Raw genomic sequence first — 23,229 nt, 5'->3', positions numbered from 1 at the left:
TTCCAAGGGCGCCCGGACCGCGCTAGACCCGGACGGTCGCATCGGGGCTGGGGCCGGTCTCCTGGGAGAAGCCCGACGGCGGCGTGCCGGGGGCTGACCTAGCGACCCGTGGATGGCTTGTGGATGGCCCGTAGCCCATCATGATCACCTGAAAGACCGTCACCCCGGTCCGGGAAGGTTTCTGACCAGAGGCGGAAGGGTGGAGCGGGCGACGGGAATCGAACCCGCGTTGCAAGCTTGGGAAGCTCGTGTTCTGCCTCTGAACTACGCCCGCGTAGCGCATCCGCATCGTACCGGATGGAGGGGCCGGCACGGCGGGGCGGGGCGGGGGAAAGCCCCTGTCCACGCCCCGGTGCCGACGGCCCGGCCGGCAACCCGGTGGGCCGCCGACGGCCGGCCCGTCGTCAGCCGTCCGCGCCGCTGCCGATGCTGGACGGGACCGCACCGGCGGCGCTCCCGGCGCTCAGCTGGCCACCGACGCCAGGCGGGCGCAGGAAGCGTAGCGGCTCGCGGCCCGAGGGCTGCTTGGGGCGGTCAAGCACGGGGGCGGGCGGCGCGTCGAGGCTCACCGGCTTGCTCGGCTGGACGCGCACCGTCTGGCCGTGGTGGAGCAGGGTTATCGCCGGCCCGTCGGAGACGGTGTAGGTGGCCGTCGCGTCGGACACCTCCACCCGCAGGTGGCGCCCGCGCACACACAGGCCGAAGGCGAGCCTGGTCAGGCCCTCGGGCAGGCGGGGAGAGAAAGCGATGACCTCGCCGCTGTCACGCAGGCCACCGAAGCCCTCCACAAGGGCGATCCAGCTTCCCGCGAGCGAGGCCATGTGCAGGCCGTCGCCGGTGTTGTGCTCGATGTCGCGCAGGTCCATCAGCGCGGCCTCGCGCAGGTAGTCATGGGCGAGGGAGAGGTGGCCGCACTCGGCGGCCATCACCGCCTGGCAGCAGGCCGACAGCGACGAGTCCCGGACGGTCAGCGCCTCGTAGTAGGCGAAGTTGCGGATCTTCTCGTCCATGGTGAACGCATCGCCGCAGCGCTGCATCGCGAGCACGAGGTCCGCCTGCTTGATGACCTGCTTGCGGTAAAGGTCGAAGTAGGGGAAGTGCAGCAGCAGCGGGTACTGCTCGGGCGTGGTGTGCTCGAAGTCCCAGACCTGGTGCTCGGTGAATCCCTCGGACTGCGGGTGGACCCCGAGATGGGGGTCGTAGGGGATGAACATGTCTTCGGCCGCGTCCCGCCAGGAGGCCGTCACCTCGGCGTCAACGCCGAGTTCGGCGGCGCGGGCGGGATGGCGGCGGGCGGCGTCCGCGGCGGCGATGAGGTTCCGCCGCGCCATCAGGTTCGTGTAGACGTTGTTGTCAGCGATCGCCGAGTACTCGTCCGGGCCGGTGACGCCGTCGATGCGGAACCGGCCGTCGAGGTCGTGGTGGCCCAGCGAGCGCCACAGGCGCGCCGTCTCGACCAGGATCTCCAGGCCGACCTCGCGTTCGAACCGCTCGTCCTTGGTGACGTTGACGTAGCGGGCGACCGCGTCGGCGATGTCGGCGTTGACGTGGAACGCCGCCGTCCCCGCCGGCCAGTATCCGGAGCACTCCTCGCCGTGGATGGTGCGCCAGGGGAACGCGGCGCCGGCGAGGCCGAGCAGCTCGGCCCGCTCCCGGGCCAGCGGCAGGGTCGCGTGCCGCCAGCGCAGCGCGTCGCCCGCGGCATCGGGGGCGGTGTAGGTCAGCACCGGCAGCACGTACGTCTCGGAGTCCCAGAAGGCGTGCCCGTCGTAGCCCGGACCGGTCAGGCCCTTGGCCGGGATGGCGCGGCGCTCCGCCCGGGCGGCCGACTGCAGGACGTGGAACAGCGCGAACCGAACGGCCTGCTGAACCTCCGAGTCGCCGTCGACCTCGACGTCGGCACGGTTCCAGAACGCGTCGAGGTACTCCTTCTGCTCGCGCACCAGGCCGCCCCAGCCGGTCTGGTGGGCGGCGACGAGCGCGGCCGCGGCCTGGTCTCGCAGCGCCGGCAGGGACCGCTGCTCGGACCAGCCGTACGCGAGCCACTTGACCATCCGCAGCTTCTGGCCGGGCAGCAGCACAGCCGTCGCGGTGACCCGGCCCGCGTCGGGTTCGCTCTCCGAGGAGATGCCCAGTGAATCCGGGCCCTCGAAGTGATGGTCCAGGGCGGCGGCGACCCGGATCTCGCTGTGCCGGGTGATGTGGACGGTTTCGACCTTGGTCCCGTCGGCGCGGTGGCGTTCGGAGATCAACGGCGACTCCAGCGCGGCGGCGGCCCGTGGGTCGCCGCGCCGGGTCGGGAGCTGCTCGTTGGCCACCAGCTCCGACTGGATGACGACCCGGGCCGGATTATCGACCGCTTCGACCTCGAAGTAGAAGGCGGCGATGGACCGCTGGGAGAACGACACCAGCCGCTCGGAGTGCACCCGGATCGTCTGGCCGGCCGGGGAGACCCATTCCACGTCGCGGCTGAGCACACCCTCCCGAAAATCGATCACCCGCTGATGCGACCGCAGCTCGCCGTACCGGATGTCAAACGGCTCGTCATCCACCAGCAGGCGGATGATCTTGCCGTCGGTGACGTTGATGACCGTCTGTCCGGATTCCGGATAGCCGTACCCGGCCTCGGCGTACGGCAAGGGGCGCAGCTCGTGCACGGAGTTCAGGTACGAGCCAGGCAGGCCGTGCGGATCGCCCTCGTCGAGGTTCCCGCGCAGCCCGATATGGCCGTTGGACAACGCGAACAGCGATTCGGACCGGCCCAGATCCCAGAGGTCGACGCCGGATTCCCGGATCGACCACGGCTCAATCAGGTAAGACGCCTTATCGATCATGCCGGGCCACGCCCGAGGCCGGACGGCGCAGACGGCGCAGACGGCGCGAGCAGCTCGGCCAGGTCTTCGACGACGACGTCAGCGCCGTGCCTGCGCAGCTGCTCGGCATGCCCTTGGCCGACCCGGTCGACGCCCACCACGTAGCCGAAGCCGCCGGCCCGGCCAGCCTCGACACCGGCCAGGGCGTCCTCGAACACCACCGCCCGTTCCGGGGGCACGCCGAGCAGCTTGGCGCCGGCGAGGAAGGTGTCCGGCGCCGGCTTGCCGGCCAGGCGTTCCTGGGCCGCGACCACACCGTCGACGACCGCGTCGACGAAGGTGTCGAGGCCGGTGGACCGCAGCACCTCCACGCAGTTGGCGCTGGAGGAGACCACGGCCCTGGGCCCAGCGTGCCTCGCCAACCGCTCCAGGTAGACCCGCGAACCCGGGTAGACCTCCACGCCGTCGGTCCTGATCCGTTTCAGGAGCAGAATGTTCTTGCGGTTGGCCAGCGCGTTGACTGTCAGCGCGGACGGCGGATCGTCCGCCGTCCCCTCGGGCAGCCGGATGTGGCGGGCGGCGAGAAAGGCACGCACCCCGTCGGCCCGGGGCCGACCGTCGACGTATTCGGCGTAGTCCCCCCCGATGTCGAACGCGACAAACGGTTCACCGGACCGGCTGGCCCAGTTCTCCAGAAAGTCGTCGAACATCTCCTTCCACGCGGCCGCGTGCACCGTCGCAGTATTGGCGAGCACCCCGTCGAGATCGAACAGGCACGCCTGAATGTGATCGGGTAGCCCCAGCATGCTTCTCCCGCCTGTGTCCGCATTTCCGCCTTCCGCCGGGACGGCCCCGTTCCGGCCGGCCGTTCCCCGAGCGGACGCGCCTCTCCTACCCATGTCACGCTACGTCTCGCTCCCCGTCGGCCGGGTGGACGGGCGGTGAAGATCGACCGCGGATGCTCTAACGTCCACGGCGTGCTGCTGTCCGACCGGGACATCCGGACCGAGATCACCGCGGGCCGGATCCGCCTCGACCCCCACGACCCCGCCCTGATCCAGCCGTCCAGCATCGACCTGAGGCTGGACCGTTGGTTCCGGGTCTTCGCCAACCACCGGTACAGCCACATCGACCCGTCTGTCGAGCAGGAGGATCTCACCGAGCTCATCGCGCCGCAGGGTGACGAGCCGTTCGTGCTGCACCCGGGCGAATTCGTGCTCGGCTCGACGCTGGAGATCGTCACCCTGCCGAACGACCTCGCGGGCCGGCTGGAGGGCAAGTCCAGCCTGGGCCGGCTCGGGCTGCTCACGCACTCGACCGCCGGCTTCATCGATCCCGGCTTCTCCGGGCACGTCACGCTGGAACTGTCGAACGTCGCGACGCTGCCGATCAAGCTCTGGCCGGGCATGAAGATCGGCCAGCTGTGCCTGTTCCGGCTGTCCTCGCCGGCCGAGCACTCCTACGGCTCGGCCGTCTACGGCTCCCGCTACCAGGGCCAGCGCGGTCCAACGCCGTCCCGCGCCTACCGGGACTTCACCCGCGCCCCCGTCCCGAACGGGGAACTCCCGCCCGGCTGACCCCGCTGCGTGCCGCGCCGGGCTCCCTGCTTATCCAGAGGTTCCACGCCCGGTTTATCCCTCCGGATAAGCAGTCGGACACCCCGACAGCGCCGGCCGGGGTTCGTAGACGACGAACCGGGACCCTCGCGGGTGGCGAGGGCCCCGGTTCGCGGCGGGGTTGGCGGGGTTGGCCGCCGGTCAGCCGACGGGCTCGACGGGGGTTGCCGCCGGCGTCGCCGGCACCAGCGAGCGGGCCAGCAGCTGCGAGACGTCGAGCACCTCGACGCTCTCCTTCGCCTCACCGGAGAGCTTCTTCTCCGTCACGGCGTCGGTCAGCATCACGATGCAGAACGGGCAGGCGGTGGACACGACGTCCGGGTCGAGGCCGAGGGCCTCCTCCACCCGGTCGACGTTGACCCGCTTGCCGATCTTCTCCTCCATCCACATCCGCGCGCCGCCGGCGCCGCAGCAGAATCCGCGTTCCTTGCAGCGGTGCATCTCCTGGCCTCGGATGCCGGGGATGGCCGCCAGGATCTCCCGCGGCGGGGTGTAGACCTTGTTGTGCCGGCCGAGGAAGCACGGGTCGTGGTAGGTGACCGACGAGTCGATCGGGGTGATCGGCACCAGCTTGCGCTCCTCGACGAGCTTGCCGAGCAGCTGGGTGTGGTGGACGACCTCGTACTCGCCGCCGAGCGAGGAGTACTCCCGGGCGAGGCTGTTGAAGCAGTGCGGGCAGGTCGCGACGATCTTCTTGACGCCCGCGGAGTTCAGCAGCTCGATGTTCGCCTTGGCCATCTCCTGGTAGAGGTACTCGTTGCCGAGCCGGCGGGCCGGGTCACCGGTGCAGGACTCGTTGGTGCCGAGAATGGCGAACTCGACGCCGGCGGTGTGGAGCAGCTCGGCGAAGGCACGCGCGACCTTCTTCGCCCGGTCCTCGATGGCCCCGGCGCAGCCGACCCAGTACAGGTACTCGACGTCGTCGGGAATCCGCTCGCCGTCGTCGATGATCCGCACCTCGAAGGGCAGGCCTTCGGTCCACTCGGTGCGGGTCCGCTGCGACACGCCCCAGGGGTTGCCGTTGTTCTCCAGGTTGCGCAGCATGACCCCGGCCTCGGACGGGAACGCCGACTCGATCATCACCTGGTAGCGGCGCATGTCGACGATGTGGTCGACGTGCTCGATGTCCACCGGGCACTGCTCGACGCAGGCACCGCAGTTCGTGCACGACCACAGCACGTCGGGGTCGATGACCCCGCCCTCCTCGGCGGTCCCGACCAGCGGCCGGTCCACCTGCGGCTGGCCGGGCTCGGGCACCCGGCCGAAGCCGGACTCGGGCACACCGTGGTGAGCGTGGGCGTGCGCGTCCTGCTCGACCCCGGTGACCGCCGCCGGCGCCGCCTCACCCTCGGTCTCGCCCTTGGTGGACAGCAGGTAGGGGGCCTTGGCGAACAGGTGGTCACGCAGGTCCATGATCAACAGCTTCGGCGACAGCGGCTTGCCGGTGTTCCATGCGGGGCACTGGCTCTGGCAGCGCCCGCACTCGGTGCAGGTGGCGAAGTCGAGCATCGCCTTCCAGGTGAAGTCCTCGACCTTGCCGACGCCGACGAGCGGCTCGTCCTCCTCCATCAGCTTCTCGATGTCGGGAGTGCTGCCGAGCGGGCCGAGGGCGACAGGCTCACGCTTGAGCACGACGTTGATCGGCGCCAGACCGATGTGCAGGTGCTTGGAGTACACCACCAGTACGGAGAAACCCATGATGACCGCGATGTTGAGCAACAGGAAGGCCGTCTCGATGTCCTCGTTCACGCCGTGCGACAGACCCGAGAAGATCCGGCTGACGACGTAGGAGGCGAAGGCCCACTTGGTCTGGCCCTGCGGCAGGTTCCCGGTGTTGTACTGCGCGCCACGGTAGATCAGCAGAGTCACGACGACGGCCGTGATCAGGCTGAGGATGACCCACGCCGGCCCGGTGTGCGAGCCGTAGAAGCGCGACTTGCGCTCCAGCCGGGCGGGGGCGTTCTTGATCCGGATGATCGTGAAGGCGGCCAGTCCGGCGAGCACCGCGACGGAGAAGAAGTCCTCCAGGAAGCCGATGGCCGCCCAGTGACCGAACCAGGGGATGTGGAAGTCATCGCCGAACAGACCGCCGTAGGCCTCGATGACGGTCAGCAGCAGGATCGTGAAGCCCCAGAAGGTGAACAAGTGCGCGATCCCCGGGACCGACCACTTCAACAGCTTCCGCTGACCGCCGACCTCGCTGATCTCGGTCCAGATGCGCTTCGGCAGGTCATCCAGCCGGCCCTGCACCGGTTGGCCCGACCTGATCAGCCGGAACAACCAGAACACTCGGCGGCCGGCAACCGCGAGAGCGATCAGCGTGATCGCTCCACCGATCGCAATTCTCACAGCATCCTCCATCTGGGCACCCACCGTCGCGGGTGAGCTTACTCGTACCGGCCAGTAACAAAACGGGACGAATGAGCCGTGCCACCCGTTCGACGAGCCCTATCCCATCCGCCGGCCGAGGTCGTTCGCGCAGATCCCGATGTGGACAGCGGTGACTTCGTAGCCGGCGGCGAGCCCGCCTACCACCGACCCTGCCACGACGTGGTCCGAGCGGCCCGAGATAGGGGGTCCGAAGGTCCGATCGCCCGCGCCGAGTGCGCTGGACTGCTACTTTCAGTGGCAGATGCTCAACCGACGCGCAACGTCTCGCACCGCCACGACTACCGCACCGTCACGCACCCGCGTACCGCGCCGGCCTCGGCGGGCGGCCGGCGGCGGTCGTGGCACCAGCACCGTCCCGCCCCTGTCTCGACCTCGTCCACGCCGCGAGGACACCGAAGTCGATGATGTCAACCCTTGTGCTACAAGGACCTTCGACGCACCATAGGGACGACCTTTCGCCCACGGTGACCGGGCGATCGTGTGCCCCGCGGTGCAAGCTTCGCCGAGGCATGTGTGGGCCTGGTGCCAGCGCTGTCGCGACGATGCCCGGCGTTCGCGACGGACGGGCCCCTACCGACGTTGACGACCCCTGCGAACCATGGTGGGCACGATGGCAACGATCACCAGGCCGACGATGACCCGAGTCGGCCGTCCCGGGCAGTCCCTGCAGACGGAGTACCAGCGGGCCAGGGAGAACCAGGCACTGGTCCGGCGGGACCGGCTGGCGCGGCAGGTCCCCCGCATCGCGGTGCGGGCGGCGGTGCTCGGCCTCGTCCTCGCTCTGGTCATCGGCTTCGGGGTCGGGCAGCCGGGCATCGCGATCGCCGTGTTCTTCCTGGTCTTCCTGGCCTGGCCGGCCGGCATCATCATCGCCGCGTACGGCACCGCGCCGGACATCGAGTTGCTGCGGGAGGGCGCCGAGGCCGAGCGCAGGACCGCCCGGGCCATCGCCCGGCTGCGCCGGCAGGGCTACATCATCCTCCACGACCGGGCCGTGCCGTACTCCGAGGCGACCATCGGCCACCTCGCGATCGGTCCGGGCGGGGTGATGGTGATCGGCAGCGACAGCAGCAAGGGGACCGTGCGCTACACCAAAGGCGGGGCGATCTGCGACGACGAGTCGCTCAAGCCGGTGATCGACCGGGCCTCCTGGCTGGGAAGCGAGGTCCGCAGCCAGGTCCGGGCCGCGCTGCCGATGCTCAAGATCCCGGTCAACCCGATCCTGGTGATGGTCGAGGCCGACGTGCTGTGGAGCGACGGCGCCCTCGACGGTGTGACGATCATCAGCATCAAGGACGCCGCCAACTACATCCGCAAGAAGCCCGGCCGCCTCAACCCGGGCGAGGTTCGGCAGATCGTCGCCGCGGCGGAACGGCTGTTCCCGGCCTTCTCGGCCAACCGGCTGGCCGACCAGGTCACCGTTGACCGTGACCAGTGGTTGATCCTGATGGACGCGCTGCGCACCATCCGCGAGCGCGACGGCGACGCCAGCGACATGCTCGACCGGCTCGCCCAGATCGAGGCCGACCTGGGCCGGCAGGCCGACGCCGGCGAGCGGACCGGGATGCCGCTGACCGTGCCGGGCCGCGAGGCCCTCGCCGCGACGGCCGACCTCGACGCGGACGGCCCGCCCGATGCCGCCGGCGGCCCGGTGACCTCGATCGGCCTGGCTGCGTCGCGCAGCGGGGGCCCGCGGCCACGCCCCGGCGCCCGCCGGGGCCGCATCCTGGCCGCCGTGCGCCCGCCGAGGGAGCCCCCCCCGCCACCTCGGACCGGCGCCGCGGGCAGCGCAGGCGACCCGCCCGACGGTTCCCCGTCCGGCGAATCGAAGCCGCAGCCGCAGCCGCCCGCCGGCTCCTGACCGGGGCACCACCCCGCAACGACTTCCACACCCGACCCCGCGCGGGGTCGGGTGTGCGGCATGCCCGCGGTCCTTGCAGCGCCGAAGGCTCTGCCACGCGATCCGCCCCGTCACGCGATCCGCCCCGCCACCGGTCGGCGTTCCCCGTCGATCGCCTCGAGCGGGAATCCCACCGGGGATCGCAGAGTTGAGTGTTGATGACTCATCTCTGCCGGGTTATGCTAGGAGCCGTCATCATGAGTCATGCAGGCTCAACCTCCTGATGCGCCCTAGCGTTAGCAGGACCGCACTCTCCGGGTGACCCTCGGAGAGCCGGTCCACCGAGAGGTTTCACCCCACGAGGTCGGCTCGCATGCAGCGTTCGCGGCGCCGACATGGATCGAATGGATCGAGAGGCACACAGACATGGCACGAGCGGTCGGCATCGACCTCGGCACCACGAACTCCGTCGTGAGCGTGCTCGAGGGCGGCGAACCCACGGTGATCGCGAACGCCGAGGGCTCTCGCACGACCCCGTCGGTCGTGGCCTTCGCGAAGAACGGCGAGGTCCTGGTCGGCGAGGTCGCGAAGCGGCAGGCGGTCACCAACGTCGAGCGCACCATCCGGTCGGTCAAGCGCCACATGGGCACCGACTGGAAGATGAAGGTCGACACGAAGGACCTGACTCCTCAGGAGATCAGCGCCTTCATCCTTCAGAAGCTCAAGCGGGACGCCGAGTCCTACCTCGGCGAGGCTGTCGCGGACGCGGTCATCACCGTCCCCGCCTACTTCGACGACGCCCAGCGGCAGGCGACCACGGAGGCCGGTACCATCGCGGGCCTCAACGTCCTGCGGATCGTGAACGAGCCGACCGCGGCGGCCCTCGCCTACGGGCTGGACAAGGGCGAGAAGGAGCAGACCATCCTGGTCTTCGACCTCGGTGGCGGCACCTTCGATGTCTCGCTGCTGGAGATCGGCGACGGCGTCGTCGAGGTGAAGTCCACCTCTGGCGACACCCACCTCGGCGGTGACGACTGGGACCAGCGGATCACCGATCATCTGATCAAGACCTTCAACGGTCAGCACGGGGTCGATCTCGGCAAGGACAAGATGGCCCTGCAGCGGCTGCGGGAGGCCGCCGAGAAGGCGAAGATCGAGCTCTCCCAGTCCAGCCAGACGTCGATCAACCTGCCCTACATCACCGCCTCGGCGGAAGGCCCGCTGCACCTCGACGTGTCGCTGACGCGGGCCGAGTTCCAGCGGATGACCTCCGACCTCATCGACCGCTGCAAGCACCCCTTCCAGCAGGCGGTGAAGGACGCGGGCATCAAGGTCAGCGACATCGACCACGTCGTTCTCGTCGGCGGTTCCACCCGGATGCCCGCCGTCGTCGACCTGGTCCGCGACCTCACCGGTGGCAAGGAGCCGAACAAAGGCGTCAACCCGGACGAGGTCGTCGCCGTCGGCGCGTCGTTGCAGGCCGGCGTGCTCAAGGGCGAGGTCAAGGACGTCCTGCTGCTCGACGTCACCCCGCTGTCGCTCGGGATCGAGACGAAGGGGGGAATCATGACCAAGCTCATCGAGCGCAACACCACGATTCCCACCAAGCGCTCGGAGATCTTCACCACCGCCGAGGACAGCCAGCCCTCCGTGCAGATCCAGGTTTTCCAGGGTGAGCGCGAGATGGCCGCGTACAACAAGAAGCTCGGCATGTTCGAGCTGACCGGCCTGCCGCCGGCCCCGCGCGGCCTGCCCCAGATCGAGGTGACCTTCGACATCGACGCGAACGGCATCGTGCACGTGTCCGCCAAGGATCTCGGCACGGGCAAGGAGCAGTCGATGACGATCACCGGCGGGTCCGCACTGCCGCGCGACGACATCGATCGGATGGTCCGCGACGCCGAGCAGTACGCCGAGGAGGACCGTAACCGCCGTGATGAGGCCGAGAGCCGGAACAAGGCGGAGACCCTCGTCTACTCCACCGAGCGGTTCCTGGCCGAAAACGGCGAGAAGATCGACGCCGCGGTGAAGTCGGACGTGGAGGAGAAGCTCGGCACCCTGCGTGGCGCCGTCGCGGGCACCGACACGGCGGCCATCCGGGAGGCCGCCGACGCGCTCGCCGCCGCGAGCCAGGCGATGGGCCAGGCCATGTACGAGCAGGCCGCGCAGGAGGGGGCGGGTGCCCCCGGCGCCGACGGACCGGCCGACGACGACGTGGTCGACGCCGAGATCGTGGACGAGGAGGACAAGAAGTGACCTCCGGTCAGTCCAGCGACTGGTGGGGTGCAGGCAGGGACGACGGGGAGGAGCCTCGCGTGGTCGTGCGCGATCGGCGACGGATCGACCCGGAGAGCGGCGAGGTGCGGGCGGATGCCGCCGCCGTGCCCGACGCACCGGCGGGCGCCGCTCCCACCGGTGCTCCCGTCCAGGAGGTCGACGGTGAGCTCGTCGCCTCCCTGCAGCACCAGATCGCCGAACGCACGGCGGACCTGCAGCGGCTGAAGGCGGAGTTCGACAACTACCGCCGGCGGGTCGAGCGGGACCGCCAGCAGAGCGGCGAGCAGGCGACCGCCAAGCTGCTCGCCAGCCTGCTGCCAGCCCTCGACGACATCGGTCGTGCCCGTGACCACGGGGATCTCGAAGGGCCGTTCAAGGCCATCGCCGAGGCCATCGAGGCGACGTTGGAGGCCGCCGGGCTCGAGCGCTACGGTTCGCCAGGCGACGAGTTCGACCCGTCCGTCCATGAGGCGCTCATGCACTCCTACCGGGCCGACGTGACCGGCCCGACCTGTGTGGACGTCTTCCGGGCCGGCTATTCGCACGCGGGTCGGGTCCTGCGCCCCGCACAGGTGGCGGTCGCGGAGCCCACGGGCGAGGTGGCGGCACCAGCCGAAGCCGAGCCGCGAGCCGACCAGGCAGCGCCCCGCGGATCCGGGCGACCGGACGAGCCGGCGGAGCGGCCGAGTCCGCTCCCGGACGACACCGGCAGCATCCCCCGCCCTGATCACGGCGGGCCCACTGTCAGCGCCGACTGAGGGTGGCAGCCGGGTCCGGCCCGCCCGACCGCCCGTGCCGCGGCGGCACCGGCCGGTTCGCCACGCGAGCCGCGACCTGACGGACGTGGCCGGCCGTCCCGCCCGGGCGGACAGCCCGTGCGGGACGACACGATGAGGAAAGGAGGGGCGCCGTGAGTGTTCGCGACATGGTCGAGAAGGACTATTACGCCGCTCTCGACGTTCCGAAGGACGCCTCGGCGGCCGACATCAAGAAGGCGTACCGGAAGCTTGCCCGGGAGCTGCATCCGGACAAGAACCCGGGCGACGCCAAGGCCGAGGCCCGGTTCAAGGAGGTGTCCGAGGCCTACGACGTTCTCTCCGACGAGAGCCGTCGGCGGGAGTACGACGAGGCTCGGGCGCTGTTCGCGGCCGGCGGCCGGTCGGGCGGCCTCGACGGCGGGCGGCCCGGCGGTTACGGGGGCTTCGGTGCTCCCGGCGGCTACGGCGCGCCCGGCGGGGGTTACGGCGGCGGCCCGAACGTCAACTTCGAGGATCTCCTCGGCGGGGCGGGCGGCGGTCTCGGCGGTTTCTTCGACATGTTTCAGCGGTCGTCGCCGGGTCGCGGACCCCGCCGGGGTGGCGACATCGAGGCCGAGGTCACCATCCCGTTCGAGAAGTCGCTGACCGGGCTGGAGGCGTCGGTCCGGCTGCCCGGCGCCGCGACCTGCAACACCTGCGAAGGCAGCGGAGCCCGGCCGGGGACATCCTCACGGACCTGTCCGACCTGCCGGGGGCTCGGCGTTGTCTCCCGTTCCCAGGGCGGATTCGCGCTGTCCGAGCCCTGCCGCGACTGCCTGGGTAAGGGCACGCTGATCGATCACCCCTGTCCGGACTGTCGGGGCTCCGGTCGCCGCGAACGCGAGCAGCGCATCCGCATCCCACCCGGCGTCAGTGACGGGCAGCGACTGCGGGTGCGCGGCCGCGGCACGCCCGGGGAGCGCGGCGGTCCGGCCGGTGACCTTGAGGTAACGGTCCATGTGCTTCGCCATCCCGTCTTCGACCGGGAGGGCAGCAACCTGATCATCACGCTCCCCATCACGATCACCGAGGCAGCCCTGGGCGCGTCGGTCCGGGTGCCGACTCTCGACGGCGCGCCGCTCACGGTGAAGGTGCCGGCCGGCACGTCCAGCGGACGGCGGCTGCGGGCCCGTGGACGCGGTGTCCCGACGGCGGGCGGCGGAAACGGTGATCTCATCGTGACGCTGGAGGTGACTGTGCCCAAGCCGGCCGATCTCTCGCCGCGCGCACGCACGGCGTTGCTCGAGTTCGCCCAGGCCCATCCCGAAGACCCACGGGCGCCGTTGATGGAACGGATGGAGGCAGCGGGATGACCGCGCGGCCGAATCGCACGTCCGACCCGCCGGCCGCGCCACACACGCAGACGGCTCCGGCGCGACGGCCGGGGGAACGGTCGCCGTCGGACCCGCTGACCTCGGCCGCCGCGATCCGGCCGGAGGGGTACTACCCGACCGGTCCGCTGCCCGGCCCCGCTCACGACGAGGACGCACCGGTCTACGTCATCTCCATTGCGGCGCAGCTCGCGGGCATGCACCCGCAGACCCTGCGGTCCTATGACCGACTCGGGCTGGTCACCCCGGGCCGTACCGCGGGCCGGGGGCGGCGCTATTCCGCCCGGGACGTAGCCCTGCTGCGGGAGGTCCAGCGCCTGTCCCAGGAGGAGGGCGTCAACCTGGAGGGAATCCGGCAGATCCTGCACCTCAGCGCTCAGGTGCTGGCGCTGCAGGCGCAGGTCCGCCAGCTTGCCGAGGAACTCGCCCGGGCCCGCGGCGACGCGGAGCGGCAGGTGGCCGAGGCGCACGCCAGCCACCGGCGTGACCTCGTCCCGGTCGACCGCGGCGCGATCGTGGTGTGGCGGCCGCTTCCCCGCCGCTGACCGCCCCCTTCGCCCTTCCGGAACACACGAACCTCACCTCAAGATTGAGTGGGAACGAATCAGCTATGCTGAGCGTTGCAAGGAATGACACTGCACGCCCCTGACCACACTGGGATCCGCCATGAACGCTGAACGCCTCACCGCCCGATCGCAGGAGGCCCTCTCCGCAGCGATCAGTCGAGCCACCGGCGACGGGTCACCGCTCGTCGACCCCCTCCACCTGCTCACCGCCCTGCTCGAGGCTCCCGACGGGGTCGGTGGGGCGCTGCTGTCCTCGGCCGGCACCTCCGTCGACACGGTCCGGACGAAGGCCGAGGCCGCGGTGTCCCGGCTGCCCAGAGCCACCGGGATGAGCGTCTCGGCGCCACAGCTGTCCCGCCAGCTCCTCGCCGTGCTCAACAACGCCGAGGGGCAGGCCGCCCGGCTGGGCGATGAGTACACCTCGGTCGAGCACCTCGTCGTCGCGCTCGCCGAGGAGGGGGGCGAAGCCGGCCGCATCCTGACCTCCGCCGGCGCGAGCCCGGACGCGCTACGCGGCGCCTTCGACAAGGTCCGCGGCGGCGCCCGGCGGGTGACCAGCCGCGACCCCGAGGGGTCCTACCGCGCGCTGGAAAAGTACTCGATCGACCTCACCGAGCGGGCCCAGCAGGGCAAGCTCGACCCGGTGATCGGCCGGGACGCGGAGATCCGCCGGGTGATCCAGGTGCTGTCCCGGCGAACCAAGAACAACCCGGTCCTCATCGGCGAGCCGGGCGTCGGCAAGACCGCGATCGTCGAGGGTCTCGCCCTGCGGGTCGTGGCGGGCGACGTGCCGGAGTCACTGCGCGGCCGGCGGATCGTCTCGCTCGACCTGGGCTCGATGGTCGCCGGCTCCAAGCTGCGCGGCGAGTTCGAGGAGCGGCTGACCTCGGTTCTCAACGAGATCCGCGAAGCCGAGGGGCAGGTCATCACGTTCATCGACGAGCTGCACACGGTCGTCGGCGCCGGCGCCGCCGAGGGCGCGATGGACGCGGGCAACATGCTCAAGCCCATGCTCGCCCGCGGTGAGCTGCGCATGATCGGCGCGACCACCCTGGACGAGTACCGCACCAGGATCGAAAAGGACCCGGCGCTGGAGCGGCGCTTCCAGCCGGTCCTCGTCGGCGAGCCGACCGTCGAGGACACCATCGGCATCCTGCGCGGCCTCAAGGAGCGCTACGAGGTGCACCACGGGGTGCGCATCACCGATGCGGCGCTGGTCGCCGCGGCGACCCTGTCCGACCGCTACGTCACCGCCCGCTTCCTGCCGGACAAGGCGATCGACCTCATGGACGAGGCCGCGTCCCGGTTGCGGATGGAGATCGACAGTCGCCCGGTCGCGATCGACGAGCTCGAGCGGGCCGTGCGCCGGCTGGAGATCGAGGACCTGGCGCTGTCGAAGGAGAACGACGAGGCCTCCCGGGAGCGGCGCGGACGGTTGCAACGCGAGCTGGCGGACCGGCGCGAGGAGCTGTCGAGCCTCACGGCGCGCTGGCATCGGGAGAAGGACTCGATCTCCGAGGTCCAGAAGATCAAGGAGGAGCTGGAGAACGTGCGCCGCGCCGCGGAGCTGGCCGAGCGCGACCTTGACCTGGCGAAGGCCGGCGAGCTGCGCTACGGCACGATCCCGACGCTGGAGCGGCGGCTGACCGACGCCACCGACGCGCTGGCCGCCGCGGACTCCCCCGGCGGGGCGATGCTCAACGAGGAGGTCGGCCCGGACGACGTCGCCGAGGTCGTCGGTGCCTGGACGGGCATCCCGGCCGGCCGGCTGCTCGAAGGTGAGACGGCGAAGCTGCTACGGATGGAGTCCGAGCTGCACGCCCGGGTGATCGGTCAGGACACCGCAGTGCGGGCGGTGTCCGACGCGGTGCGCCGGGCCCGGGCCGGCATCGCCGACCCCGACCGGCCCACCGGCTCGTTCCTCTTCCTCGGTCCGACCGGCGTCGGCAAGACGGAGCTCGCGAAGGCGTTGGCCGACTTCCTGTTCGACGACGAGCGGGCGGTCGTGCGTATCGACATGAGCGAGTACGCCGAGAAGCACTCGGTCGCCCGGCTGATCGGAGCCCCGCCCGGCTACATCGGGTTCGAGTCCGGCGGCCAGCTCACCGAGGCGATCCGCCGCCGGCCCTACAGCGTCATCCTGCTCGACGAGGTCGAGAAGGCCCACCCGGACGTCTTCGACGTGCTGCTGCAGGTCCTCGACGACGGGCGGCTGACCGACGGCCAGGGACGCACGGTCGATTTCCGGAACACGATCCTCGTCCTGACCTCGAACCTGGGCTCGCAGTTCATCGCCGATCCCACCCTGAGCCCGCAGGTGCGGCGTGAGTCCGTGATGGTCGCGGTGCGGGATGCCTTCAAGCCGGAGTTCCTCAACCGGCTCGATGACGTCCTAGTCTTCGACCAGCTCGGCCGCGACGAGCTGACCCGCATCGTCGACCTCCAGCTCGACCGGCTGCGAGCGCGGCTGCACGAGCGGCGGATCGGCCTTGAGGTCACCGACCCCGCCAAGGCATGGCTGTCCGACGTCGGCTACGACCCGGTGTTCGGGGCGCGGCCGCTGCGGCGCCTCGTTCAGACGGCGATCGGCGACCAGCTCGCCCGGGAACTGCTCGCCGGGCAGGTCCGCGATGGCGACGACGTGCTGGTCGACGCCGTCCTCGGTGGCTCCGGGCTGGTCGTCTCGGCCGCGATCAAGCCGACCGCCAAGGCCCTGTAGGAGCCGACGATGTCCGTACTTCCCGATCCCGACACCGCGTTCGGGGCGAAGGTCGCCCGGCGGCTGGACGAGGACCGGATCGCCTGGCTGACCTCCACCGACCGGTCGGGAACCCCGCAGCCCGCGCCGGTCTGGTTCCTGTGGGACCCCGCCACCGCCAGCGCTCAGCTCTACAGCGAACCCACCGCGCGGCGACTGAGCCGGATCCAGGCGAATCCGCGCAGCTCCCTGCACCTGGACGACGACGGCCGCGGGGGCGACTTCGTCGTCCTCACCGGCGTGCTCACCACCGACCTGGAGGCCGCGCCCGCAGATCAGAACCCCGGATACCTCGCGAAGTACAGCGAGTCGGCGAAGAACGTGTTCGGTTCGGTCGAGCGGTTCGCGACGCTGTACAGCGTGCCGCTGCGGTTCCGGGCCGAGCGCGCTCGCGGGCAGTGAGGCGCGAGCGGTGAACGCCGGCGGCGCCGCCCGCCGTCGCCCGGTTACCCCGTGCGGACCGCCCATTTTCGACCGATCGGGCGGAGGCGGAACGACGTAGGGTCAGCCCATGGCGGGCAGATCGAACATCGTCGTCTCGGCAGCCGTGCGGGATGCCCTGGCCGGCGGGGCGCCGGTAGTCGCGCTGGAGTCGACGTTGATCGCGCACGGGCTGCCCCGGCCCCGCAATCGCGAGGTCGCCATGGAGCTGGAACAGCAGGCCCGCGACCGGGGCGTGACCCCCGCGACGATCGCGGTGATCGACGGGGTGCCCCGGATCGGTCTGGACGAACCGGATCTGCGCCGCATTGCCGACGACACCCACGTGGTCAAGCTGTCCGTGCGTGATCTGCCGGTCGCCTGCGCCACGGGGTGGACCGGCGCAACGACAGTCGCATCCACCGCCCTACTCGCGTCCCGCGTCGGGATTCGCCTGTTCGCCACCGGAGGTCTCGGCGGGGTGCACCGCGGCGCCGGGGACAGCTTCGACGAATCCGCCGACCTGGTGACCCTGGCGACCACGCCGATCACCGTCGTGAGCGCCGGGGTCAAGTCGATCCTCGGCATCAGCGCGACCCTCGAACGGCTCGAGACGCTGGGAATCACCGTCATCGGCTATCGGACGTCGACCTTCCCCGGCTTCTACCTGCCGCACACCACCTACGACCTGGACTGGCGGGTCAGCGATGCGAGCCAGGTCGCCACGACGATGACGGCGGCCGACGCGTTGGGGCTCACCTCGGCGATCGTCGTGGCCAACCCGCTGCCCAGCGACCAGGCCCTCGACCCGGCCCTGCACGACAGGGTGCTGGCCGACGCTCTGGCCTGGGCCGCGGAACGCGGCATCCGTGGCAAGGCCGTCACCCCGTTCCTCCTGGAGACCTTTCACCGGGAGACCGACGGAGCGAGCCTCGAGATCAACATCAACGCCGTGCGGAACAACGTCGCCGTCGCGGCGGACATCGCCCTCGCCTGGGCTGCCGCAGACCCGGCCGCCGCAGATCGAACGTATCGGCCGTAAGCGACCCGGCTGCGCCCCACTCGACTCGGCGGCTTGGCCTCGGAGCTGCGACGATTCCGTCGGGGCCGCGACGCCGGATGAGCCGGGAGATCGCGACGGCACCGCGGGAGTGACCGCCCGGCGCCGTTTGCCGACGGACGGGCGCAGCACTGCCGAACAGGAGGCTGGCGGGTCGTGTCATGGGTGATCGGACGCCGCTCGGCCTGGCTGATCATCGCCTTCTGGCTCGCCGTCGGCGGGGCGGCGAGCCCGTTGGCCTTCCGCCTCGCGGACGCGCAGAAGAACGACGCGAGCGCCTTCCTCCCGGCGGACGCCGAGTCGACCCGCCTGCTCGCCGCGCAGCGCCACTTCCCCGGCGGGGAAGCCGTCCCGGCCATCGTCGTCATGACCAGGCCGGCGGGTCTGACCCCGGCGGACCGGTCCGCCGCCGCCGCCATCGGTGGGGCACTGCGCCCCTTCGCCTCCGGCCCTGTCCTCGGACCGATCATCTCCCCCAACGGGCGAGCGCTGGTCCTCACCGTCCCTCTCGCCCAGCTCGACGACGCCTCCCGGTTCACCGACAACGTGCGCGAGATGCGCCGGATCGCCACCCGGCGCTCCCCCGCCGGGACCGAGGCCGCGATCACCGGGCCGGCGGGGCTGATCGCCGACGCCTTCCAGACGTTCAGGACGATCGAAAGCTGGCTACTCATCGTCACCGCTGGGATCGTCGCCGCGATCCTGCTGGTGGTCTACCGAAGCCCGCTGCTGTGGCTGGTTCCCCTGGTGTCGGTGGGCATCGCGGACCAGGCCGCGGCCGGGATCATCAGCCTGCTCGCCCGGCACAGCGGGCTGACCGTCAACGGGCAGAGTGCGGGCATCCTGCGGGTACTCGTCTTCGGGGCCGGCACGGACTACGCGCTGCTACTCATCGCCCGCTACCGGGAGGAACTCACCCGCCATCGGGATCCGGCCCGCGCCATGCGGGAGGCGATGCGGCGCGCTGGCCCCGCGATTGCGGCCTCCGCCGGCACCGTCATCATCGGGATGCTCTGCCTGCTGATCGGGGAACTGGCCTCCGACCGCGGGCTCGGGCCGGTCGGCGCGATCGGCATCGCGACCACACTGGTGACGATGACCACGCTGCTGCCGGCGGCGTTGGTGCTCTGCGGACGTCGACTGTTCTGGCCGTTGATCCCCCGCTTCGGAGAACATCCCCCGGTCACCGACACGGCCCGGCGGGGACCGGCGGCGCGAACCGCCCACCTGAACGCGCTGGCCGCGCCCACCGCCCCCGGTCACGAGGATCTGACCGAGTTCGACCTCGCCGAGGAGCCGGGGCGCTGGGTCAGGATCGGCGCGGCGATCGACCGGCGTCCGCGGGCGGTATGGGTGGGGACCTCGCTGGCGCTGGGGGTGCTCGTCGTCGGCCTGCTGACGATAAACACCGCGCTGCGGCAGGACCAGGGCTTCCGGCACCGGGTGGAGTCGGTGCACGGCATCGAACTGATCTCCGCAGGTTTCCCGCCGGGAGTCGCGGCGCCGACGTACGTCGTCGCCTCCGAGCGGGCGGCGGCGCAGGTCGATGTCGCGATCCGCGCGACACCGGGGGTGGCGGGAACGGCCAAGATCGGCCGCGCCGGCGACCAGGTGCAGTTCCTCGTCGTCCTGCGGGATCAGCCGAACAGCCAACGTTCGTTCGACACCGTGCGCGAGCTACGGTCCAGGCTGCACCGGATCCCGGTCGCGGGCACGCTGGTCGGGGGGAACACGGCGGTGAACCTCGACGTGCGGCAGGCCGCGGTGCGCGACCGCGAGATGATCATCCCGCTGGTTCTCGTCGTTGTGCTCGTGGTGCTGATGTTCCTGCTGCACTCGATCGTCGCCCCGCTGATGCTCATGGCGACGGTGGTGCTGTCCTACCTCGCCGCGCTCGGCGCAAGCGCCGTCGCCTACCGCTGGATCTTCGACTTTCCCGGCGCCGACCCCTCGCTGCCGCTGCTGGCGTTCATCTTCCTGGTCGCGCTCGGCGTGGACTACAACATCTTCCTCATGACCCGGGTCCGCGAGGAGGTCGAGCGGATCGGTTCCCGGCCCGGCGTGCTGCACGCGCTGGCCGTCACCGGCGGCGTGATCACTTCCGCGGGTGTCGTGCTGGCCGCCACCTTCTCCGCTCTCATCATCTTTCCGCTCGTCCAGCTCACCGAGGTCGGTTTCGTGGTCGCCTTCGGCGTCCTGCTCGACACTCTGGTCGTGCGGTCGATCCTCGTGCCGGCGCTGACGCTGGACATCGGCCGACGCATCTGGTGGCCCAGCCGATTGGCTCGCACGGACGGCACCGACAGCACGCGCCCGGCGGACCGATCTCGACGCCGCGCCCACGGCCACCGCGCCATCGGGTGTAGATCCGCGGCCAGCTCACCCCGCGGCTCGTCCCATTCCGGCCGGTCGTATTCGAGGTGCGACTTATCGTTGCGGCATGCCCGACGCTCTCCTGCCGGATCCCGAACAGTGGCGGGTCCTACCGCCGGGGCTGCGGCGCCTGCGCCGGACACTGCTGGTCCTCGGGACCATCCTGGCGGTGGCGCTCACCTTGCTGATCTCACTCTCGGTCGGCGGCTGGCCCTGGGTCCTGCTCACCGCCGCGCCACTGCTGGCGGCGATCTGGGCCTGGTGGTCCATCGGCGCGGGCTGGCGGACCTGGCGCTACGCCGAGCGGGAGGACGATCTGCTGATCAGCCGGGGTGTGCTGGTGCGCCGCCTGGTCGTCGTGCCCTACGGGCGGATGCAGCTCGTCGATGTCACCGCCGGGCCCCTCGCCCGGCGCTTCGGCATCGCCAAGGTGCAGCTGCACACCGCAGCGGCGGCCAGCGATGCCGTCATCCCCGGACTGCCCCAGCGGGAGGCCGCCCGGCTGCGCGACGCCCTCACCGAACGCGGCGAAGCCCGGTCGGCCAGCCTGTGACCACCGAGCGTGAGACCACCGGACGGGACACCACCGTGGTCGCGCCGGACGGGTTTCCACCGGCTGCATCCCCTCACGCCGTTCCTGCGCGGCTGGGTGATCGTCGCCGCGTTCGCCGCGACCGTCGGGCGCAACTTCGCCGAGGACGTCACGGCCCGGGCTGTCGGCCTCACCCTGATCTTCCTGATTCCCGCGGCCGGCACCTACGGGTACTGCGCCTGGCGGTTCACCCGCTACCGGATCGAACGCGACGGCCTGCGGCTCGACACCGGTCTGCTGGTGCGTCGCACCCGCTACGTCCGGCTGGACCGACTGCAGTCGGTGGACATCGTCCAGCCACTGCTCGCCCGGATGATCGGGCTGGCCATCCTGCGCCTGGATTTGGCAGGCCGGGAACGCCGGGAACGATCCGACTCCGACGGCGGCGATTCCGGGTCCGACCTGCGGTACCTGTCGATCGGGCACGCCCACCGGCTGCGCGCCGAGCTGCTTGCCACCGCGGCCGGGCTCGCTCCCGACGCCGGCGAGGCGCCGCACCATCCGCTCGCCGAGGTGCCGCCGAGGCGGCTGATCGCCGCGATCGCCCTGTCGCCCGAGCCGTGGGCGGTGTTGTTCGGGGCGGCGGCGATCGCCACGCCATCGCTGCTCACCGGCACCAGGGCCGGTGGCCTGGGCGCGATCCCGCTGCTCGGCTGGCTCTGGCACACCACCTTCCGGATCTTCGCCGCCGGCTACCCGTACACCGTGTCCGAGTCGCCGGACGGGCTGCGCATCGACAGCGGGCTGCTTGAGCACGCCCACGCCACCGTCCCGCCGGGGCGGGTCCAGGCAATCAGCGTCGGGGAACCGATGCTGTGGCGCCCCTGCGGCTGGGTGACCATCCGGATGAACGTTGCCGGTGCCGGCCCGTCGGTCCTGCTCCCGGTCGCCCGCCGGGACGAGGCCCTGGAGCTGATCGGCAAGCTGCTGCCGGGGGTGGACGTGGCCGCGGTCGCGTTGACCCGCCCGCCGCGGCGGGCCGCGCTGCTCGCCCCGATCCACCGGCGGGCGCTGTCCTGTGGCGCAGACGATGTGGTCTTCGTCGCGCGCCACGGGCTGCTGCACCGGCACACCGATCTCATCCCGCACGGCAAGGTGCAGAGCATCCGTCTGGTGGCGAACCCGCTGGCCCGGTTGCTGCGCCTGGCCGACGTGCACCTGGACACCACCGGCGGACCGGTGCGGGTGCGGGCCGGCCTGCGCGACCAGGCCGAGGCACTGCGGATTGTCGCCGTCCAGGCCGAGCGGTCCCGGCTGGGGCGCCGCTCGGCCCTACCGGACCGGTGGATGACCTAGCCGAAGGTCGGGAACTCCGGGCCGAATACCGAGCCCCACAGGGCCACGGCCTCCTCGTGGTCCCCGGCCTGTTCCGCTCCGACCGCCTTCGCCGAGTAGATCCGGGCGGCCCGAATGGTCTCCGCGAGCGCGTCGACGTCCTCGGGGCACAGGTAGGCGGACAGGTCGCCACCGACGTCCGCCGGGTCCGCCGCCACCAGACCGACCTCGTCCATGTGACGGAAGACCTCGGCGAGCCCCTGCCGGGTGTTGAGCCCGCGCCCTGCGAGGACCTGTCCGGCGAGCGTCTCGATGTGGAACGAGCGCAGGTGGCTGCCGCACACCCGGTTCCACGCCTTGAGCAGGCGCACCGCCGAGATCACCCGAGGGCCGAGGTCGGCGGTCCAGCTCGTGTGCCGCTCCGGGCGGGTCGGCAGCCAGCCACCGACCCGGTCGGGCATGACATAGCCGGCCCGGGGGTGGTCGAACGCGGGGACGAGGTGCACGTCGGGCGGCGAATCGTAGACGATGCGCAGCGCCTGGCCGCGGCTGCCGATCGTCTGGATCCGCTCGCCGCCGATCGCGTTGCGCACGCAGAGCACCAGGTCGCGCGAGTCCCAGCGGAACCGCTTCCAGGCGCTGTTCGCGGCGGAGAAGACGGCGAAGATGTCGACTTCGTCCAGCGGCCGGATCATGGTGTCCCGCCCGGCCGACCCGATCGTCGCGACGCCGACCAGCGGCAGCGCACACCCGGGCGGGAAGATCGCCCGTAGCGCCCGCTCGGCCTCGTCCCGGCGGGCGGCGATGACGGCCTTGTCCTCGGCGCTGAGCCGGATCAGATCATCGAGCTTGGCGAAGGCCCGTGCCGTCGTCCCGACCAGCAGGGGACCGGTCATCGCCCCGGTCGTCGGGTTGATCGGCGGCAGGGATGACTGGGCGGGTGCCCCGCCATCGGGTGGAAACAACGCGTTGGACGCGCCAGGCGTGGACTCGTTGGACCGCCGCCAGTGCGACGGAATGATCAGATGGTCGTAGGTGACCTCTCCCGGCCGGACTCCGGCCGGTGTCCCCCGAGGGGTATCCACGCTCATGCTACTGACCTCCCAGGCGCAGGTAGCGC

General features: G+C 71.1%; 15 protein-coding genes, 1 tRNA gene and 1 pseudogene. 12 read left to right on the top strand and 5 right to left on the bottom strand.

Annotated features, from left to right (window positions below):
- Positions 1 to 200: 200 nt before the first annotated feature.
- The 3 genes from G6R25_RS04075 to G6R25_RS04065 all read right to left on the bottom strand — a co-directional run bounded on the left by G6R25_RS04075 (position 201) and on the right by G6R25_RS04065 (position 3,619).
- A tRNA-Gly gene (locus G6R25_RS04075) sits at positions 201 to 274 on the bottom strand.
- 130 nt (positions 275 to 404) lie between these two features.
- Positions 405 to 2,834, bottom strand: a complete 2,430-nt coding sequence (locus G6R25_RS04070; protein WP_163551909.1) for a glycoside hydrolase family 65 protein — start codon at positions 2,832 to 2,834, stop codon at positions 405 to 407.
- Positions 2,831 to 3,619, bottom strand: coding sequence for a beta-phosphoglucomutase family hydrolase (locus tag G6R25_RS04065; protein ID WP_163551908.1), 789 nt, complete (start codon positions 3,617 to 3,619; stop codon positions 2,831 to 2,833). Before G6R25_RS04065 ends, G6R25_RS04070 begins: the two co-directional genes overlap by 4 nt.
- 171 nt (positions 3,620 to 3,790) lie before the next feature.
- Between G6R25_RS04065 and dcd the strand changes: the two genes are divergently transcribed.
- Entirely contained in the window at positions 3,791 to 4,390 is a 600-nt protein-coding gene (dcd, locus tag G6R25_RS04060) for a dCTP deaminase (RefSeq protein WP_136448739.1), read from the top strand.
- 180 nt (positions 4,391 to 4,570) lie between these two features.
- Here dcd and G6R25_RS04055 read toward each other — a convergent pair whose 3' ends face one another.
- Positions 4,571 to 6,778, bottom strand: coding sequence for a (Fe-S)-binding protein (locus tag G6R25_RS04055; RefSeq protein WP_163551907.1), 2,208 nt, complete (start codon positions 6,776 to 6,778; stop codon positions 4,571 to 4,573).
- A gap of 652 nt (positions 6,779 to 7,430) precedes the next feature.
- Here G6R25_RS04055 and G6R25_RS04050 point away from each other — a divergent pair.
- The 11 genes and pseudogenes from G6R25_RS04050 to G6R25_RS04000 all read left to right on the top strand — a co-directional run bounded on the left by G6R25_RS04050 (position 7,431) and on the right by G6R25_RS04000 (position 22,130).
- The gene (locus G6R25_RS04050) at positions 7,431 to 8,681 is read left to right on the top strand and encodes a nuclease-related domain-containing protein (protein WP_163551906.1); all 1,251 of its coding nucleotides are present in this window, start codon (positions 7,431 to 7,433) and stop codon (positions 8,679 to 8,681) included.
- 405 nt (positions 8,682 to 9,086) lie between these two features.
- A complete protein-coding gene (gene dnaK / locus G6R25_RS04045; protein WP_163551905.1) occupies positions 9,087 to 10,916 on the top strand; it encodes a molecular chaperone DnaK in 1,830 nt (609 codons plus the stop codon).
- A gap of 65 nt (positions 10,917 to 10,981) precedes the next feature.
- Positions 10,982 to 11,695, top strand: a complete 714-nt coding sequence (grpE, locus tag G6R25_RS04040; protein WP_235947367.1) for a nucleotide exchange factor GrpE — start codon at positions 10,982 to 10,984, stop codon at positions 11,693 to 11,695.
- A gap of 152 nt (positions 11,696 to 11,847) precedes the next feature.
- On the top strand, positions 11,848 to 13,047 hold the full coding sequence (dnaJ, locus tag G6R25_RS04035) for a molecular chaperone DnaJ (protein ID WP_163551902.1): 1,200 nt from the start codon (positions 11,848 to 11,850) through the stop codon (positions 13,045 to 13,047).
- Positions 13,044 to 13,610, top strand: coding sequence for a heat shock protein transcriptional repressor HspR (locus G6R25_RS04030; protein WP_163551901.1), 567 nt, complete (start codon positions 13,044 to 13,046; stop codon positions 13,608 to 13,610). Before dnaJ ends, G6R25_RS04030 begins: the two co-directional genes overlap by 4 nt.
- A 121-nt stretch (positions 13,611 to 13,731) precedes the next feature.
- Entirely contained in the window at positions 13,732 to 16,350 is a 2,619-nt protein-coding gene (gene clpB / locus G6R25_RS04025) for an ATP-dependent chaperone ClpB (protein ID WP_163551899.1), read from the top strand.
- A gap of 9 nt (positions 16,351 to 16,359) precedes the next feature.
- On the top strand, positions 16,360 to 16,791 hold the full coding sequence (locus G6R25_RS04020; protein ID WP_163551897.1) for a TIGR03667 family PPOX class F420-dependent oxidoreductase: 432 nt from the start codon (positions 16,360 to 16,362) through the stop codon (positions 16,789 to 16,791).
- A 109-nt stretch (positions 16,792 to 16,900) separates the two neighbouring features.
- On the top strand, positions 16,901 to 17,851 hold the full coding sequence (locus G6R25_RS04015; protein ID WP_163551895.1) for a pseudouridine-5'-phosphate glycosidase: 951 nt from the start codon (positions 16,901 to 16,903) through the stop codon (positions 17,849 to 17,851).
- Between the two features lie 174 nt (positions 17,852 to 18,025).
- Positions 18,026 to 20,092: pseudogene (locus G6R25_RS04010) on the top strand (MMPL family transporter); the annotation flags it as partial.
- 217 nt (positions 20,093 to 20,309) lie between these two features.
- Positions 20,310 to 20,795 carry a PH domain-containing protein gene (locus G6R25_RS04005; RefSeq protein WP_163551893.1) on the top strand — a complete coding sequence of 162 codons (486 nt, stop codon included), beginning with the start codon at positions 20,310 to 20,312 and terminating at the stop codon, positions 20,793 to 20,795.
- A gap of 9 nt (positions 20,796 to 20,804) precedes the next feature.
- On the top strand, positions 20,805 to 22,130 hold the full coding sequence (locus tag G6R25_RS04000; RefSeq protein ID WP_163551891.1) for a PH domain-containing protein: 1,326 nt from the start codon (positions 20,805 to 20,807) through the stop codon (positions 22,128 to 22,130).
- Here G6R25_RS04000 and G6R25_RS03995 read toward each other — a convergent pair.
- On the bottom strand, positions 22,127 to 23,200 hold the full coding sequence (locus G6R25_RS03995) for a nucleotidyltransferase domain-containing protein (RefSeq protein WP_163551883.1): 1,074 nt from the start codon (positions 23,198 to 23,200) through the stop codon (positions 22,127 to 22,129). The genes G6R25_RS04000 and G6R25_RS03995 overlap by 4 nt on opposite strands.
- Positions 23,201 to 23,229 lie beyond the last annotated feature (29 nt).

Origin of the sequence: Candidatus Frankia alpina (assembly GCF_902806485.1) — a bacterium.
GTDB classification, from domain to species: Bacteria; Actinomycetota; Actinomycetes; order Frankiales; family Frankiaceae; genus Frankia; species Frankia alpina.
Note: the sequence above shows the minus strand (reverse complement) of the source record. Positions and strands in the feature narration are given on the sequence as shown.